Raw genomic sequence first — 14658 nt, 5'->3', positions numbered from 1 at the left:
ATTGAAGCTCGCGACGCGGCTTAGGAATGGGATGGCCAAGTCCCGCCGCCGAAGCGGCTTCCGGCCCGCGCATCGCTCGTGCGAAAGGATGGCGGCGGAGAGATGGCCATCGGCTGCTCATAATTGTAAATTTTTAGGTGCTGAAATAGTAGCTCAGGGCTAGCGGACATCATCTTCCGGCGATGTGCGAAATTGCACGCCGGGCTAGCTGACCGCCTCCTGCAAGAAGGCGCGGTCGGCTCCCTGGATCAGAACGTGACTTTCACCCCGGCGTAGAACGATATGGGTTGGGCGACGGTGACGGCTCGAGCGTTGCCGACGCCGCCATTGTCGGGATTGTTGTTGAACAGGGTCTGATTGACGTTGCCAGCGCTTGTTCCGGTATCGAAAAAAGTTCCGAACGTTGCATATTGACGATTGAGCACGTTGTTGATCAGGCCGAACACTTGGACGTGATCATTGACCTGATACGAGCTGTGCAGATTGATGACGTAGTAGAAGGGCAACTGCGGGTTCTGGTTGGCGTCGTCGCCGACGAAATACTGGCTGCCGACGAAGATCGCATCGGCCCCAAACTTCCAATTCGGCGTCAAAGCGTAATCGAAGCCGACTTTGCCGAGGTTTTGCGGAATCCCCGGAATGTGATCGCCGGGATGCACGAAGATGTTTCCGTTCGCGTCGGCAAATGGGTTCATCGGCGAGGAGAACGTCGCGGAGAACTGGTAGGTCGCATCGACGTGGGCGTAGTTGCCGTAAAAACTGAACGCGCCGTAATTATATTGGGCGCCGAACTCGACGCCTTGCCGCAGGGTCTCGGGAACGTTGGTGAAGAACCCCTGTCCCGAGATCTCGCTCGCCTCGCTCACAATGTCGTTCGTGCTGGTGGTGTGGTAGAATCCAACCTTATAGGCCAGCGAGCCGTAGTTGCTCGGCATGGCGAAGGTTCCGCGAACGCCGCCTTCAAAGGTGTGCGAGACGACCTGCTGCAGCGGAGGGTCGGAGACCAGCGCCGTTTCGAGAACGCAGGGCAGGGCGGGATTGGAGCATTGGCTTTCGAGCGGCGTCGGCGCCCTATTCGCCTCGGAGTAGCCGCCATAGAAGGTCAGGGCAGGCGAGACGGTATAGGTGAGGCCGACGACCGGATTGATGCGGCTGTAGGAATTGGTCGAGTTGAGATCTGGGGCCGTGCCGCTGAGATCCTGGAGGTCGATGTTGGCGACGTTGTATCGCGCGCCGGCGGTGATCGCGAGCTCCTTCGTTATGTTGAGGGTATCGAGCGCGAAGACGCCGAAATAGGTGGCTGTCGAATGGACGTAGACCGGCGCGAAACCGACCTGGCCTTCCGTCGCTAGGATCGAGTCCGAGCCGGGGAAGCCGCTGAAGACGTTTTGGAAATTGGGATTGAGTTGGCCGAGCACGGTTGAGGATGAGAAATTGGTCGAGCTGGTGTCGACGCTGCCGCCCATGACGAAATAATTGTCATGGTCGAAGTAGCGATCCTTGTTCGTCGCCTGGATTTGCGTGCCGAAAGTATTGGTGTGCGTCGCGGTATAGGCGGTTGTTCCATAAGGGAAGCTGTCGCCGAGGAAGGGAATCGGCTGCCCGTGGTTGGTAAACTGGAAATCGTTCGGATTGCCGGTAAACGAGCCGCTGGCGGGCAAGCAGGCGTTTCCGGGGGCGCCCCCCTGATCGCCGCAATCTTCGATGTCGGCGTCGTTGCCGTCGACGTGATATTGATCGAATTGGCGGTAGTAGAAGTTGCTCGCGACTGACCATTTCGGCGAAAGGTCGAAGCGGGCCGTGATCTGCGCGAGGCCGGCCTGGTTGTTGGTTGTCTGCGGCGTCGTGAAAACGGCATTATATTGCCGATCGACGAGCGGCTGCGGCGTCACTCCTTGAACGCCGAGCCAGGAGCGGCCGAACGAAGCGATGGCGTGGAACTCAGAGTCTTGCGTGCGGTAGCCGAGATCGGCGTAGGCTCGTTGCAGATTCGAGGATCCGAAGGGGCGGTATCCATCGTCGCGCAGCGCGTCGGCGGCGAAATAGATGCTGTAGTCGCCGATTTGCTTTCCGTATTGGAAATTGCCCCAGACGCGGCCGAAGGATCCGGCGAGCAGCGAGGCCTCGCCGCCTTGATAGGTGAAGCCGTTCTTCATCGTGAAGTTGATTGCGCCGCCCAGAGCATTGAGCCCGAAGATCGGGTTGTTGGTGTAGACGTCGGCGTGATCCACCGCGATCGGCGGCACGAGATCGAGATTGACGCTGTCGCCGAAGGCTTCGTTGATGCGCACGCCGTTTTGGTAGATCGCCAACCCCTGCGCGGTTCCCGATATGCGCGAGGCGTCGAAGCCGCGGTAGAAGAGGTCGGGCGAGAGATCAGTGCCGTCGACGTTGATGGCGATCGCCGCGGGAACATGCGACGTCAATGCATCCGTTACGGCCGGCGAATATCTATCGGCGAATTCCTGCGCCGTTACTGTGGATAGGAAGGCCGGGACCTTGTCGGCGTCGATTGTGCCGCCGCCAGGCACCGGCGTCGGCGACAGGACGACGATCTCAGGCAGGGCGAGAGCGCCGCCGGGATCCTGCGCCAGCGCCGCCGGCCCAAATGCGACGCCCGCCAAAGCCGCACCAGCCACAATCGGCCAAGCCGTTCTTATCCTCATGAAATCCCCCCTCCAGAGCGGCAACCAGATAGAGCGTCGAATCGGCTAGCCGATCTTTGCCGCCGCCGATTCCAATCTTCTGGCGTCTACATTAAGAACGCTATTGGAGAGGGCAATAAACAAAGATACTCTTTAGTAAGAAACTGCCTTCCCGTGGCTCTTATGTTACATAACTGCTCTGGAAAAGGAATTTCATTACTTGAAGAATGAACTTTTCTATCTCTAATCTGATTTTATCATTCGTTTTTGGGGTTTCATGTCACCGGATGGGAGGCCAATCCCCTTCAAACTTCGGGAATTTTTTGCGGCCTCGTCCGCCGTTGATTCCCGAAACGATCCGGTCTCTTTGGGCTTGATTCAAAGAGATTGAGGGCGCGTGCGATTCAAGTTGAAGCAATGGCGCTCTAGCGTCGAAAGGTCACGACAAGCACATCGCGATAGGCCGGGCGCGAGGGGTCGGATGCCTCGACCGGCGTCACGCCGTGATAGACGCGGCTATCATCGACCAGGGCGGCGTCGAGCGGCCGGGTCAGCGTAAAACTGCCGATGGTCTGCCTGTCATTGTCAGCGATGGTCGTCATGCCGCTCGCGATATTTTCCCGCGCCACCAGCAATACGAGCACCCAGTCGACGCCGTCGCGATGAAGGCCCTCTGGCGTTGGAAGTCCCTTCCGCCCCGGACCAGCTTCAATCCGAAACTGATGGACTTCGACATGCCATGCCGGCGGTCTTTGGGTTGCTGGCGTCAGGCCATCAAACAACTCGAAACACATGCTCAATATGGCTTGCATTGCCGGATGGTTCGCAATTGCATCCGTGATCGGGGCGAACCACCGCTCAAGACCGCCGTTCAGCGCATTATAGTCGCGACTTTGATAATGCGGTTGATGCGGCTTCCTCGAAACGCCGGCAGCGGCGCTCGCGAAGGCGGCATGACGGCGCCGCCGGTAGCGGCCGCCATCCGCCATGTAGGTGTCGAGCCCGAGGTCATTCCAGCTTTGCGCAAAGCTATCCCATTCGGCGAGGCCCGACTCTCGCAGCGCGATCTCCATCGTCTGCGCATCGACGAAGGCGAAACCACCTCGCTTAAGCGACTCGGCGATGGGGGGAAGGAATTGGTTCATTTTAAAAATGCTCTCTGCGAGAATGGCTCATATAAGCCTCGTCCGCCGGCCGCCGCTTTATATGTTGCGTTTTTATATGGCCGTTTCAACGCGCAATCCTATCGGAAAAGTTGGCGACTTTCCGGGATCATGCTTTAGCGGAGGTCGGCGGACGGCGGCTCAAGCAGGCCTCGCACGAAGATCCTTACCGCCTCGCGCGCCCGGCGATCGAGCGCTTCCGGCTCCATATGGACGCCAAGCAGCGCTATTCGGGACACGCGGCCGAGAACGATGCTGAGAAAGAGATCCGCGGCAAGCGATAAATCATCGATTGCATAGCGATGCGCGCCGGAAAAGCGGATCAGGATTTTTTCGACGATCTTGATTTGCCGATACAATCCTTCCTGAATGGCAAGCTTGCCGAGTTCAGGAAATCGCGTCCCTTGAGCGGCGAGAATGCGAAAAAGGGCGATAGTGGAGGGGGCCACGCTAAGGTCGGTCATCCGACGCGCCACGATCAGCAAGGTCGCTTCGAGGCCCTTGCCTTTCAGGCCTTTTTCGAATTCCGCCTCCAGCGGCTCATAGATCAGAAGGATGCGCCGGCGCAAAACGTCGGCGAAAAGGGCCGCCTTGTCGGCATAGCGGGCATAGAGCGTCGCCTTCCCAATCATGGCGGTCTCGGCGAGCCGGTCCATCGACGTCGCATCGAAGCCATGCTCCATGAACATCTCGGCCGCGATTTCGAGAAGACGCTCGTCGCGCAGCGCCGCCGCCGCCTTGGTTGGACGGCCGCCGCGCGTCTTCGGCCGCAGCTCCTTCGGCCTGTCCTCGAGGGTCTCGTTCATCGTCTGCCTCAAAATTTTAGCTTGCCATTCAGCGACGCTGAGTATAGAACAGTACCGTTCTGTTTCATAATGGTCGAAAAATGGACGCTTCAGCAAGATCTCATGCTCATCAAACCGGCGCAATGAGCGAAGGCGTGATCGCCAGCGAGACGATCGTTCGTCTCCGTGGGGACGAGCCTCCCGCCGCGAGATTGAGTCCCCCAAAAGCGCCCGATGCTGGAGCTCGCGCTGAAAAGGCGGCCTCGCGATTCTCGCGCAAGCGGGCCATTATCGCGATTGTCGCCTTGCTCGCGGTCGGAGCGGCGGGCCGCTTTGGCTGGCATTGGTGGACGGATGGCCGTTTCGAAGAGACGACCGACAACGCCTACCTGCAGGCCGACAAGGTTGTCGTGGCGCCAAAGGTCGGCGGCTTTATCGCGGAGGTTTTCGCGGGCGACAACCAGCCTGTGAAAGCCGGGCAGGTTCTGGCGCGGATCGATGACCGGGATTTACGGGTCGCGCTTCTCCAGTCCCAGGCCGATCTCGATAAGGCGCGCGCCAGTCTCGATGGCGTTGCAGCCGCGCTCATTCAGCAGCAGGCGAAGATCGAAGAAGCTAAGGCGGATGTGGCCAATGCGGCCGCCTCTCTCGACTTCGCGGCCGAAGAGCAGCAACGTTATGGCAATCTTCTCATCCGCGGCGCGGGGACTGTCCAGCGGTCGCATCAGGCGAGTTCGGATCTCCTCGTTAAGCAGGCGACGCTCGATAAGGCCAACGCGACCTATGACGCCGCGCAAAAGCAGACGGATGGTCTGCTCTCCCTCGAGGGCGCCGCGCGCGCCAGCCTGCAGCGAGCCGAGATCAACCTCGATCAGGCAAAGCTCAATCTCGAGTACACGACGATTTCAGCTCCAATCGATGGGGTGGTCGGCGACAGGGCGTTGCGCAAGGGCCAATTCGTTCAGCCGGGCACGAGCCTTTTGACGATCGTGCCGATGGGAAAGGCTATTTATCTCGTCGCCAACTTTAAAGAGACGCAGCTTGGCTCGATGACCGAAGGGCAAGCCGCCACTTTCACCGTCGACGCTTTCGGCGATCACCTCTTCCACGGCGAGATCGAAAGCTTCGCTCCCGGCACGGGATCGCAATTCGCTCTGCTGCCGCCGGAGAATGCGACGGGCAATTTCACCAAAGTGGTGCAGCGCGTTCCGGTCAAAATCATTTTGGACGATCGTGATCCGCTGATCGCGCGGTTGCGGCCGGGCCTGTCTGCGGAGGCGGCGATCGACACGCGAGGCCGTCCCAAAGAACAGTCCGCCGAGGCAATTCAGCTTGGCGCTCTGAGCTCGCAATGACGATCGGCGAACCCGAAGCGAAAGCCTCCCTCGCCGATTGGCTGGCGGTCGCCGGCGCCATTCTCGGCGCTTTCACCGCCATCCTCGACATTCAGATAACCAACTCCTCGCTCGCCAATATTGAAGGCGCCATCGGCGCCTCGGCGGAGCAGGGGAGCTGGATCTCCACCGCCTATCTGATGGCAGAGATCGTCGTGATCCCGCTGACCGGCTGGCTTGGATCGATCTTTGGCCTCCGCCGCTATCTGTCGGTCAACACCGGCTTGTTCATCGCCTTCTCGATCGCTTGCGCGCTGTCGACGTCGCTGACCCAACTCATCATTTTTCGGGCGGGGCAGGGGTTCACCGGCGGCGTCTTGATCCCGACCGCCGTGACCATCATCCGCACGCGCCTGCCGAAATCACAGCAAGGATTGGGCATCACCTTCTTCGGCTTGACGGCGACGTTTGCTCCAGCCATCGGCCCGACGATAGGAGGCTGGCTCACCGACAATTTCTCCTGGCACTACATTTTCTACCTGAACCTCATTCCAGGCCCGATCGCCGCGATCATTCAATTGATGGCCTTGCCGAAGCAATCTGCGCGATGGGCCGAGCTTCCGAAGGGCGATTGGATCGGGATTGCGGCGATGGCGATCGGCCTCTCCAGCCTGACCTACGTGCTTGAGGAAGGGCAGCGGAAGGAATGGTTCGAGTCGAGCTCAATCAGCCAATTCGCAGTTGTCGCGACGATTGGAATCTTCTGCTTCATCCTGCGCGAGTTCACCGCCGCAAAGCCGTTCATCAATCTGCGCGTCCTTGGCAACAGAACGATCGGCGCGTCCTGCGCGCTGATGACGGTGCTCGGCGCCGTGTCGCTCGGATCGACCTATGTGATTCCGCTCTATGCGCGCAGATCCAAGGCTATAACGCCGAGCAGATCGGCTATGTCGTCATGTGGAGCGGCCTGCCGCAGCTCGTGCTGTTTCCGGCCATGCCCTTTCTCATGAAGCGGTTCGATCCCCGCATTCTCGTGGTTATCGGCACCTTGCTCTTTGCATCGAGCTGCTTCATCAATGTGAACCTGACGCATGACGTTGGCATGGACCAGCTGATCCTGCCGCAGCTTTTGCGCGCGGCGGGTCAACCCCTCTTCTCAATCCCATTGTCGCAACTCGCCACCGCGGGCCTTACCCCGCGCGACACGGCGGACGCATCGGCGCTGTCGAATATGATGCGCAATCTCGGCGGCTCCGTCGGCATCGCAATGCTGGCGACCGTCATCGAGCGGCGCGAGCATTTCCACTTCTCGATGCTGGCCGAAGCCATGACGCAGAACGCCACGCGGACGCAGGAGCGGCTCGCCATGCTCATAGCTGGATTGCGCAACGGCCTCGCTGACCCGGCCATGGCCAAAGCGCAGGCCCTTATGTCGCTGGCGGCTCAGGTCCGGCGGGAGGCTTATGTGTCAGCCTATTCCGACGCCTTCTGGATCGTTGGCGTCGGGCTGATCATCAGCCTTTCCGCAATCGTGTTGCTGAGAAGGCCTCGGCGGAGCGCCGCGCCAGTTGAGGCGCATTAGAGCGTGAACGTCGGGGAGGCGAGTCACGGCAGCGACGATCAGCCGCAATAGACTAAAGTCTCGACTCGATCGACGCCAAAACGCCGTCGCCTATGCTGGGCGAGAGGCAAGCGATCGCCGTGGATGCGGCATCGGCCGGCCGCATCGCGCGAGAAACGAGACCGGGGAAGCATCGTCCTCTGCTTGACGAAGGCCGCCTTTCGCCCGAGACAACCCAACGTCAGTCGCTGGTTTCAGTCTCGCGCGCCAAGGCGGGGTCGTGATCCACAGCCAAAATATGACGTTTCGAATCAACACAAATACCTAGAGGACGCTCGATCCAAATAGGAGCAAGCGCTTGCTAGAGCGGGAAGACATTAAATGCTGAAGGCTTTATCGACGCTCTTCATCTGCCTCGTGGTGGGCAATGCGATTGCGCGGCTGACTGGCTTGCCGTTGCCGGGGCCCGTGATTGGCCTGCTCATCCTGCTCGCGTTGTTGGCGCGGCAAGGCGGGCCGGACCATTCTCTCAGAATGACGGGCGGAACGTTGCTGCAAAACATGTCGATCCTTTTCGTTCCGGCGGGCGTTGGCCTGATCAACGCTCTGCCCATATTGGCGCGGGATGCTTTGCCGATCAGCATATCGATTGTCGTCTCCACTGTTCTTGGCATGATCGTGACGGCAAGCGTGATGCATTATCTCACCCGCGAAAGACAAAGCTGATGGAGACCTCTGGGATCATCGACGCCGCCTTTGTGTCGGACGCCTCCGTCGGTTTGGTCGGCACGCTTTTGGCATATCGGTTCGGCATCTGGATTCAGCGCCGTTGCGGCGGATTCGCGCTCCTCAACCCAGTCCTCGTCTCCGTCGTGATTTTGGTGCTTGCGCTGAAGCTGACTCACGTCTCCTACGCAAACTACATGAAGGGCGGCCAGTTCGTCGGCTTCCTGCTGGGGCCGGCGACCGTCGCCTTGGCGTTGCCCCTCTATGACAATCTTCGCTCGATCCACAAGGCCGTCCATGCCATTCTGCCCGCCGTGATCGCAGGAGCCGTGACAACCTCGTTGACTGCTATGCTGATCAGCCGCGCCATGGGAGCCTCCAAGATCGTCGTCCTTTCGCTTGCGCCGCACTCAGCGACAACGCCCGTCGCAATGGGCATAGCGGATCAGATCGGCGGCAATTCCTCGCTTGCTGCGGCATTTACGCTTATGACAGGCATCGTCGGCGTCATAATTGTGATTCCATTGATGCGGCTGATCCGCGTCAAGGATATGCGCGCGCAAGGGCTCGCGGCGGGCGCGACTGCGCATGGGCTCGCGACCGCGCGGATGATGGAGATCAATGAGACGGCGGGAGCCTATAGTGGAATCGCGATCGGATTGAGCGCTGTCCTCACCGCCATAATAGCGCCGCTGCTGCTGCGTTTGGGCGTTGCGCCCTGAATGACGCGGCCGGCGGCAGGCGCCGAGCCTCGCCACGCGAAACATACGGAGATCATCATATGAGCCAAGATAAAACGGCCTTTGGCCGGTTCGATCTGAACAAAATCGCGAAATCCTTTCCAGAGACGGCCAAGACGCTGTTGCTCGACACCTATTTAACCAATGAGGAGTCGGCCAGCGCGCGCGTCTTCCGCGTCTATCGGGCGACGCCGCCGCACTATCATGCGACATGCGACGAATATCTTTATGTGCTCTCCGGCAAAGGTTCGTTCTGGATGGGGGAGGCCGCCAATGGCGGAGATTTCGCGCCGGGTCATCTTCTGTTCTTCAAACGCGGCACCGTGCACGCGCTCCCCGATATTTATGAAACGCCGGTCGTGTTCCTGTCGCTCGATATCCCGAGACGAGATCCCAAAGACATCATCTTCGTTAATCCCGAGGACGGCACGGCCGAGAGCTTCATACAGGCTGTGAAAAAGTAATCAGCAAAGTTCGTGGGCTGCTTCGCGCGCGATTTCGGGCCGAGCGCAACGGATTAAGATTCTGCGCTGGCCGCGGCGCTTTTCGGGGCTAGGCAACGGGAAAGCGCGGCCATGATTTCGGAGGATGCAAGGGGGCGACGCACGACTTCTGAGATGCCGGCGTTCGCCAGCTCGTCGACGCTGATGTGCTCGGTTGAAGCGGTCGCTAACAAGATAGGCAGACTCGGCGCAATCTCGTGCAGAAAAGCCGCGAGATCGAGCGCCGGCATGTCGAACATCAGATGGCCAATCAACAGCGCCTCGAACCGCTCCGGCGCCGCTCGGCACGCAGCCAATGCATCGGCTGCGCTCGAGAAACCGACCGGCTCATATCCGAGCGCGGCCAGCATGTCCTCATCGGCGAGCAAGCGCTTGCGATCGTCGTCCACGACAAGCAACGTCTCGCCGCGGCCGAGCTGCGGCGTCGGGTCATCTTCTCTCGGCGTCGCCTCCGTCGAAGCGATGCTAGGCAGCCAAACCTCGAAGCGGCTGCCAACGCCTACTTTGCTCGATACGTTAATGGCTCCAGCGTGCTCCTGTATGATCTCGCGGACAGTAGCAAGGCCCAAACCATTGCCTGCCAGGCGCGTTGTGAAAAATGGTTCGAAGATGCGGCCAAGAGACCTCTCGTCCATGCCGCGGCCGGCGTCGCTTACCGTAACGCGCACATAGCGGCCCGACCCAAGCTCGCCATGAGTGAGCGATCTAACTGACTCTATTTCCTGCATCTTCACTTCGATCTCGATGCATCCCTCTTCTTCCATCGCCTGCGCCGCATTGTAGCAAAGGTTGAGGATAACCTGCTGCAGTTGCGCGCCCTCCCCGGACACCACGGCCGCTTGGGGTATGTCCCGGACCACGAGGTCGAGGCGCGAGGGTAACGAGGGACGAAGCAAGGCGGCCGATTCCGAAATCAAGGCTTGCATGCTCACGGGTCTCCGCCGCGAATCACGGCGCCGACCGAATGTGAGAATCTGGTCTACGAGATCGCTCGCCCGTTCCGCGGCGAGGCGGATTGCTTCGATGTGGCGCCTCGGCCGGCTGCCGGGTACGACTTGCTCCTCCGCCATCTCCACATGGCCGAGGATGGCGCCGATAATATTGTTGAAATTATGCGCGATGCCGCTGGCGAGGGCGCCTACGGTTTCCATGCGTCGCGCTTGCTGCAGTCTCGTTTCAAGGCGCGTCCGTTCCTGCTCGAGAACCTCCCGCGCCGCCGCATTGGCGACGGTATCGACGGCGAAGCGAAGTAGGCCTAGCCCTTCCACCTTGTGCGGACGCGGCCTGAGCGCATCGAAACCGAGAACGCCGCTGATGCCGTTCTCGTCTATTGTCGAGACGCATGCCCAACTGCTGACGCCGGCGGCGACAAGCGCGTCTCTGTCGCGACTGGGCGGCAAGCGATCCACAGCCGGAATGTAAACAATTCCGTCCTTGCCCGGCGGAAACCGTGCTGCGAGCGCCGACGCTTGATCTGGCCAGTTTGGCGGGCAGGTGACCATCTGCCGAGACCATGCATGGACCCGGATTGGTTTGCCCGCGAGGACAAAATAGGCGCGGTCTGCGTCGAGAATCTCCGCGAGTTCGCCGAGCGCCTGCTGGAAATAGGCCCCGATTTCGTGCGGCCGCGCGTTGATGAAACGCGTCGAAATTTTGGCGACGACATGTTCGAACGCTGCGCGCCGCTGCATCGCCAACGCCCCCCGACGGACGCGCAATCCAAGATGGACCAACACTCCGAGCAAGAGCACTGATGTCGCGTACAGTAAAACGCGGAAGCGCCGCGCTGTTTCTCTCGAGGCGCTCTGGTGCGTCAGGATCATGGACCGGACGACTTTCCGCTGCGATCCGGTCGGCAGGGCGAACAGCGTCTTCACCAGATTATCAGTTTTCGGCAGCAGATCCTGCAGCAGCCTCCCATGCGCCGACAACGCCTGAATCGCCGGGCCGTCGCCTGTTGGAATGAACTGGCCAGCGAGTCCGTCCAATCGATTTTCGACTTCGCGCACGGCCCTCGCCGACGTGTCAAGAGTGAGGCTGAGCATGGCTGCGGCAAGCGCGCTGACTGCTGTCGCCAAAGGCCCATCCCGCTCGGAAGATCCAAGACGGGAGCTGAACAAGCTAAAATAGGCAAGGGAGTTCTGCAGGAGAGCGTTATCGCTCTTGAACTGCTCCACCAATTCATTCTCTCGACTAACCGACGCGGCGAGTTGGTCGATTGCTTTTGCCGTCTCTGAATCCACGACAGCAGTTTCGCGTAATTGATTGACGCTTTCGGATAGCGCGTTTACCTCCCGCACCAATGGATCGTAGTTTCGCAACATGCCGGTGCGCGCCATGAGGATATCCCGACGCTGCGCATTTTCAGACATCGCAAAACGATCGAGCGCCTCCAGAGCGCGATCGAACGACTCTGCGTCCGGGTTGACGGCTCGCAGCGACAGCCAAGTGAGCAGAAAGAGAAGAAGCGGCACTGCGGCTGCAGCCGGCGTTATTCTCATCGCATTGCGCCGGTCGTTACGGGATGGCCCTGATAGGTTCCAGTCAATGTAGTCAAGAAGGCGACGATCGCCGCGATGTCGGCCTTCGAGAGCGTCCAATCGAGCTGAGCGTTAGCCATCTTCTCCACTGCTTCTTCGAGCGTCGTGGTGCTGCCGTCGTGGAAGTAAGGCGGCGTCGTCGCTACGTTGCGCAGACTCGGCACCCGCAAAATCTCGGTCGTCTGTGAGCCAAGCGGATGAAAGATGCCGCGGCGTTCGAATAAATTGCCGCCGACATTCACGCCTTGATGGCAGGAGATGCAGCCGAGCGACTTGAACAGCTGAAAGCCGTTCTGCTCCTCGGCCGAGAGCGCCGCGCTGTCGCCGCTGAGCCAGCGGTCGAACCGGCTGTCGGGCGTCACAAGAGAGCGCTCATAGGTCGCGATGGCGTCAAGCAGGCTCGCGCGGTCCGGCGCACGGCCGTAGGCCTGGCGAAATTGATCGACCTCACCCGTATCGGCGCTCAGCCTTGCGAGCGCCTCGTCGACGCCTCCTCCCATGATGGCCGGACTTTCCAATGAAGCCTCGGCTTGCGCCTCGAGAGTATGAAACTTGCCTTCCCAATTGAACCGAAAGCTGAGCGCAGCATTGAAGACGGTATTGGTGTTGAACCGAAGCTCCGAGCCATCGGACGCCTTGTTGCGCTGATTCCCGTCTGCTCCGTTGGAGCCGATATTGTGGCAGGACGAGCAGGCCCTCGCTCCATCATACGACAGGCGCGAGTCTTGAAAGAGGCGCTCGCCAAGCGCAAGCTTCAGAGGGTCGAGTGCAGGCGGCGGCGGAATGGGGGTTATACGGTCCTCCGCCGTGGGAATCTCAGCCGCCGGGTATGGGGCCTCCGGAGCCTGCGCAGACGCTCCGCTGACGAGAGGCAGCAGCATGAGGCAACGCCAGACCCAGCGACGATATGATTGGCTATATGATCGTCCGCCGGCAGGCGGCGCGGAATTGGGCGTCAAGCTGAACCTCATTGCGTCGTCGGAGGGGGCGGGCCTCATCGTCGATGCTTGCCCGCTCGCCGCCGGTTGCGCTCGTTGCTGTCCGGGTGAGCAAGCTAGTTTAGATCATCGCCCAAAAGCTTCGCAAATCCGTTCCGGCGCTTAAGCCTAGCGCAGATGGATATATCTTCCAACATTGTTGGGCCATTCAGTTGGGAGCGCTTTCGTCGTGATCCATGTGCTCCCGGTGCGATTTGAGGCAAATTCCGTGGTAGGCTCCGGCGTGTTTCGCAAATCCGTCGAGGCACAAATCCAGCAGGTGGCGCATTGCGACGCCAGCTAAATTCAGAAATCGATGGCCTTGCCGATATCTGTGCGCCTTAGACAGATCAGCATCGATATCAGGGTCCCCGGATGCCAGTTGCGACGGGCCATCGCTCCGAAGGACGAAAAGGAGCGGCTCCTCGCAGGGGTCGCTCGTTCTCCGCCTCTGAGGTTTGATCACAATTTTTAGCCTCCATTGCTGGAATGGAGGCTTTCAAATTCGCATTACGACAGCGCTTCACGGCGAGGCGAACAGGTTACATCCGCAATACAAGATCTTTATATCGCGCGCGATTTTGCCGCACGCCATGGAGCTAGGCGTGGATTCCGCTCAAGCGCTTTCGTCAGAGCCGCTCAACTGTGAGCGCAAACACATAGCCGACGCTGCGCTCGGTCTGGATGATGCGCGGCGCGCTTGGGTCAATCTCCAGTTTGCGGCGGAGCCGCAGGATTTGCACGTCGATGCTGCGGTCGAATATGTCCTCGTGCATGCGCGTGGCCTGAAGGAGGTGTTCGCGCGTCAGCGGTCGCTGCGGCGCGTCCAGAAAGGCGATCAGCAGCGCATATTCGCCTTTGGTCAGCCCGACGGCCTCCCCATTCGGGCTGGTGAGACGCCGGATGCGGCGATCAAGCTGCCAACCGCCGAACGTGCAGCGGCTCCACTCAGGATCCCGATGAAGGATCGCGCGCCCGGTTTCCCATCGCCGAAGCACGGCCCGGATCCGCGCCAGCAATTCCCGCAGGCTGAACGGCTTGGTGAGGTAATCATCGGCGCCGAGCTCGAGCCCGACAACCCGGTCGATTTCATCGCGGCGATGGCCGGTGGCGATGATCACAGGAACGTCGGAGCGCGCGCGGATCTCGCGCAGCAGCTCGAGCCCATCCTCTCGCCCGAGCCGGAGATCCAGCACCACAAGGTCGGGTTCGCCCATGGCGAAATGACGAATCATGTCCTGCCGTCCCGAGGCCGAGATGACGCGCAGGTTATGCTGCTCGAGATAATTGACGATCAACTGCCGTATGGCGGGGTCATCGTCGACGACGAGAACGCGCATCGACGCGGCGCATTGATTTGGCTCGGCTTGATCTTGGGGCGTCATGCTCTTAGCGCGTCTCTGGCCTCATCCGGGGCGCAGCCTCTCAGCAAAAAGGGCGAGACCGCCGATGGGATGCTTGCAACCTTAGTAAAACTATTCATATAGGGCGCTCCCCACTGTTGAGTCTGCCGAGAAAGCCCAACGGCCGTGCTCGTTCTTCGAATGAAGAAACGAGAGAAGTGCATCGTCATTTGTATGCAACTGTCGCTCGCAAGAGCTATTCCAATTATTACAAATCGCCATTTCGCAGGATGCTCCGACGCAGTGCGTTATTTATTCGTGTTCTTATGAACTGTGGCGAG

Annotated in this window: 12 protein-coding genes; 6 read left to right on the top strand and 6 right to left on the bottom strand. The window is 60.1% G+C overall.

Features of this window, described 5'->3' with window-relative positions; translation table 11 throughout:
- Positions 1–248 precede the first annotated feature (248 nt).
- The 3 genes from WDN46_21740 to WDN46_21730 all read right to left on the bottom strand — a co-directional run bounded on the left by WDN46_21740 (position 249) and on the right by WDN46_21730 (position 4614).
- A complete protein-coding gene (locus WDN46_21740) occupies positions 249–2666 on the bottom strand; it encodes a TonB-dependent receptor (GenBank protein MEJ0095932.1) in 2418 nt (805 codons plus the stop codon).
- Positions 2667–3070: 404 nt separating this feature from the next.
- Positions 3071–3790, bottom strand: a complete 720-nt coding sequence (locus WDN46_21735; GenBank protein ID MEJ0095931.1) for a 2OG-Fe dioxygenase family protein — start codon at positions 3788–3790, stop codon at positions 3071–3073.
- A gap of 134 nt (positions 3791–3924) precedes the next feature.
- Positions 3925–4614, bottom strand: coding sequence for a TetR/AcrR family transcriptional regulator (locus WDN46_21730; protein MEJ0095930.1), 690 nt, complete (start codon positions 4612–4614; stop codon positions 3925–3927).
- A 122-nt stretch (positions 4615–4736) separates the two neighbouring features.
- On the opposite strand from WDN46_21730, the gene WDN46_21725 reads away from it, so the two are divergent.
- The 6 genes from WDN46_21725 to WDN46_21700 all read left to right on the top strand — a co-directional run bounded on the left by WDN46_21725 (position 4737) and on the right by WDN46_21700 (position 9418).
- Positions 4737–5948: an HlyD family secretion protein gene (locus tag WDN46_21725; GenBank protein MEJ0095929.1), complete on the top strand. Its 1212-nt coding sequence runs from the start codon at positions 4737–4739 to the stop codon at positions 5946–5948.
- Complete coding sequence (locus tag WDN46_21720; protein MEJ0095928.1) at positions 5945–6937, top strand: DHA2 family efflux MFS transporter permease subunit; 993 nt, start codon at positions 5945–5947, stop codon at positions 6935–6937. The genes WDN46_21725 and WDN46_21720 overlap by 4 nt, the downstream gene beginning before the upstream one ends.
- On the top strand, positions 6934–7509 hold the full coding sequence (locus WDN46_21715; protein MEJ0095927.1) for a hypothetical protein: 576 nt from the start codon (positions 6934–6936) through the stop codon (positions 7507–7509). The genes WDN46_21720 and WDN46_21715 overlap by 4 nt, the downstream gene beginning before the upstream one ends.
- A gap of 360 nt (positions 7510–7869) precedes the next feature.
- Positions 7870–8214, top strand: coding sequence for a CidA/LrgA family protein (locus WDN46_21710; GenBank protein MEJ0095926.1), 345 nt, complete (start codon positions 7870–7872; stop codon positions 8212–8214).
- Positions 8214–8936: an LrgB family protein gene (locus WDN46_21705; GenBank protein ID MEJ0095925.1), complete on the top strand. Its 723-nt coding sequence runs from the start codon at positions 8214–8216 to the stop codon at positions 8934–8936. Before WDN46_21710 ends, WDN46_21705 begins: the two co-directional genes overlap by 1 nt.
- Before the next feature lie 59 nt (positions 8937–8995).
- Positions 8996–9418, top strand: a complete 423-nt coding sequence (locus WDN46_21700) for a cupin domain-containing protein (protein ID MEJ0095924.1) — start codon at positions 8996–8998, stop codon at positions 9416–9418.
- A gap of 53 nt (positions 9419–9471) precedes the next feature.
- Here the strand turns inward: WDN46_21700 and WDN46_21695 are convergent, their stop codons facing one another.
- From WDN46_21695 to WDN46_21685, 3 genes are all read right to left on the bottom strand, one after another.
- Positions 9472–11958, bottom strand: coding sequence for a two-component system VirA-like sensor kinase (locus WDN46_21695; protein MEJ0095923.1), 2487 nt, complete (start codon positions 11956–11958; stop codon positions 9472–9474).
- Positions 11955–12878 (bottom strand): cytochrome c peroxidase, encoded by a 924-nt coding sequence (locus tag WDN46_21690; GenBank protein MEJ0095922.1) that lies wholly within the window; start codon positions 12876–12878, stop codon positions 11955–11957. The genes WDN46_21695 and WDN46_21690 overlap by 4 nt, the downstream gene beginning before the upstream one ends.
- 725 nt (positions 12879–13603) lie before the next feature.
- Positions 13604–14359, bottom strand: coding sequence for a response regulator (locus WDN46_21685; GenBank protein MEJ0095921.1), 756 nt, complete (start codon positions 14357–14359; stop codon positions 13604–13606).
- Between the last annotated feature and the right edge of the window lie 299 nt (positions 14360–14658).

This window comes from Methylocella sp. (genome assembly GCA_037200525.1).
In the GTDB taxonomy this organism is placed as follows: Bacteria; Pseudomonadota; Alphaproteobacteria; order Rhizobiales; family Beijerinckiaceae; genus Methylocapsa.
The sequence above is the reverse complement of the archived record's forward strand: the minus strand, read 5'-3'. Positions and strand labels throughout refer to the sequence as shown.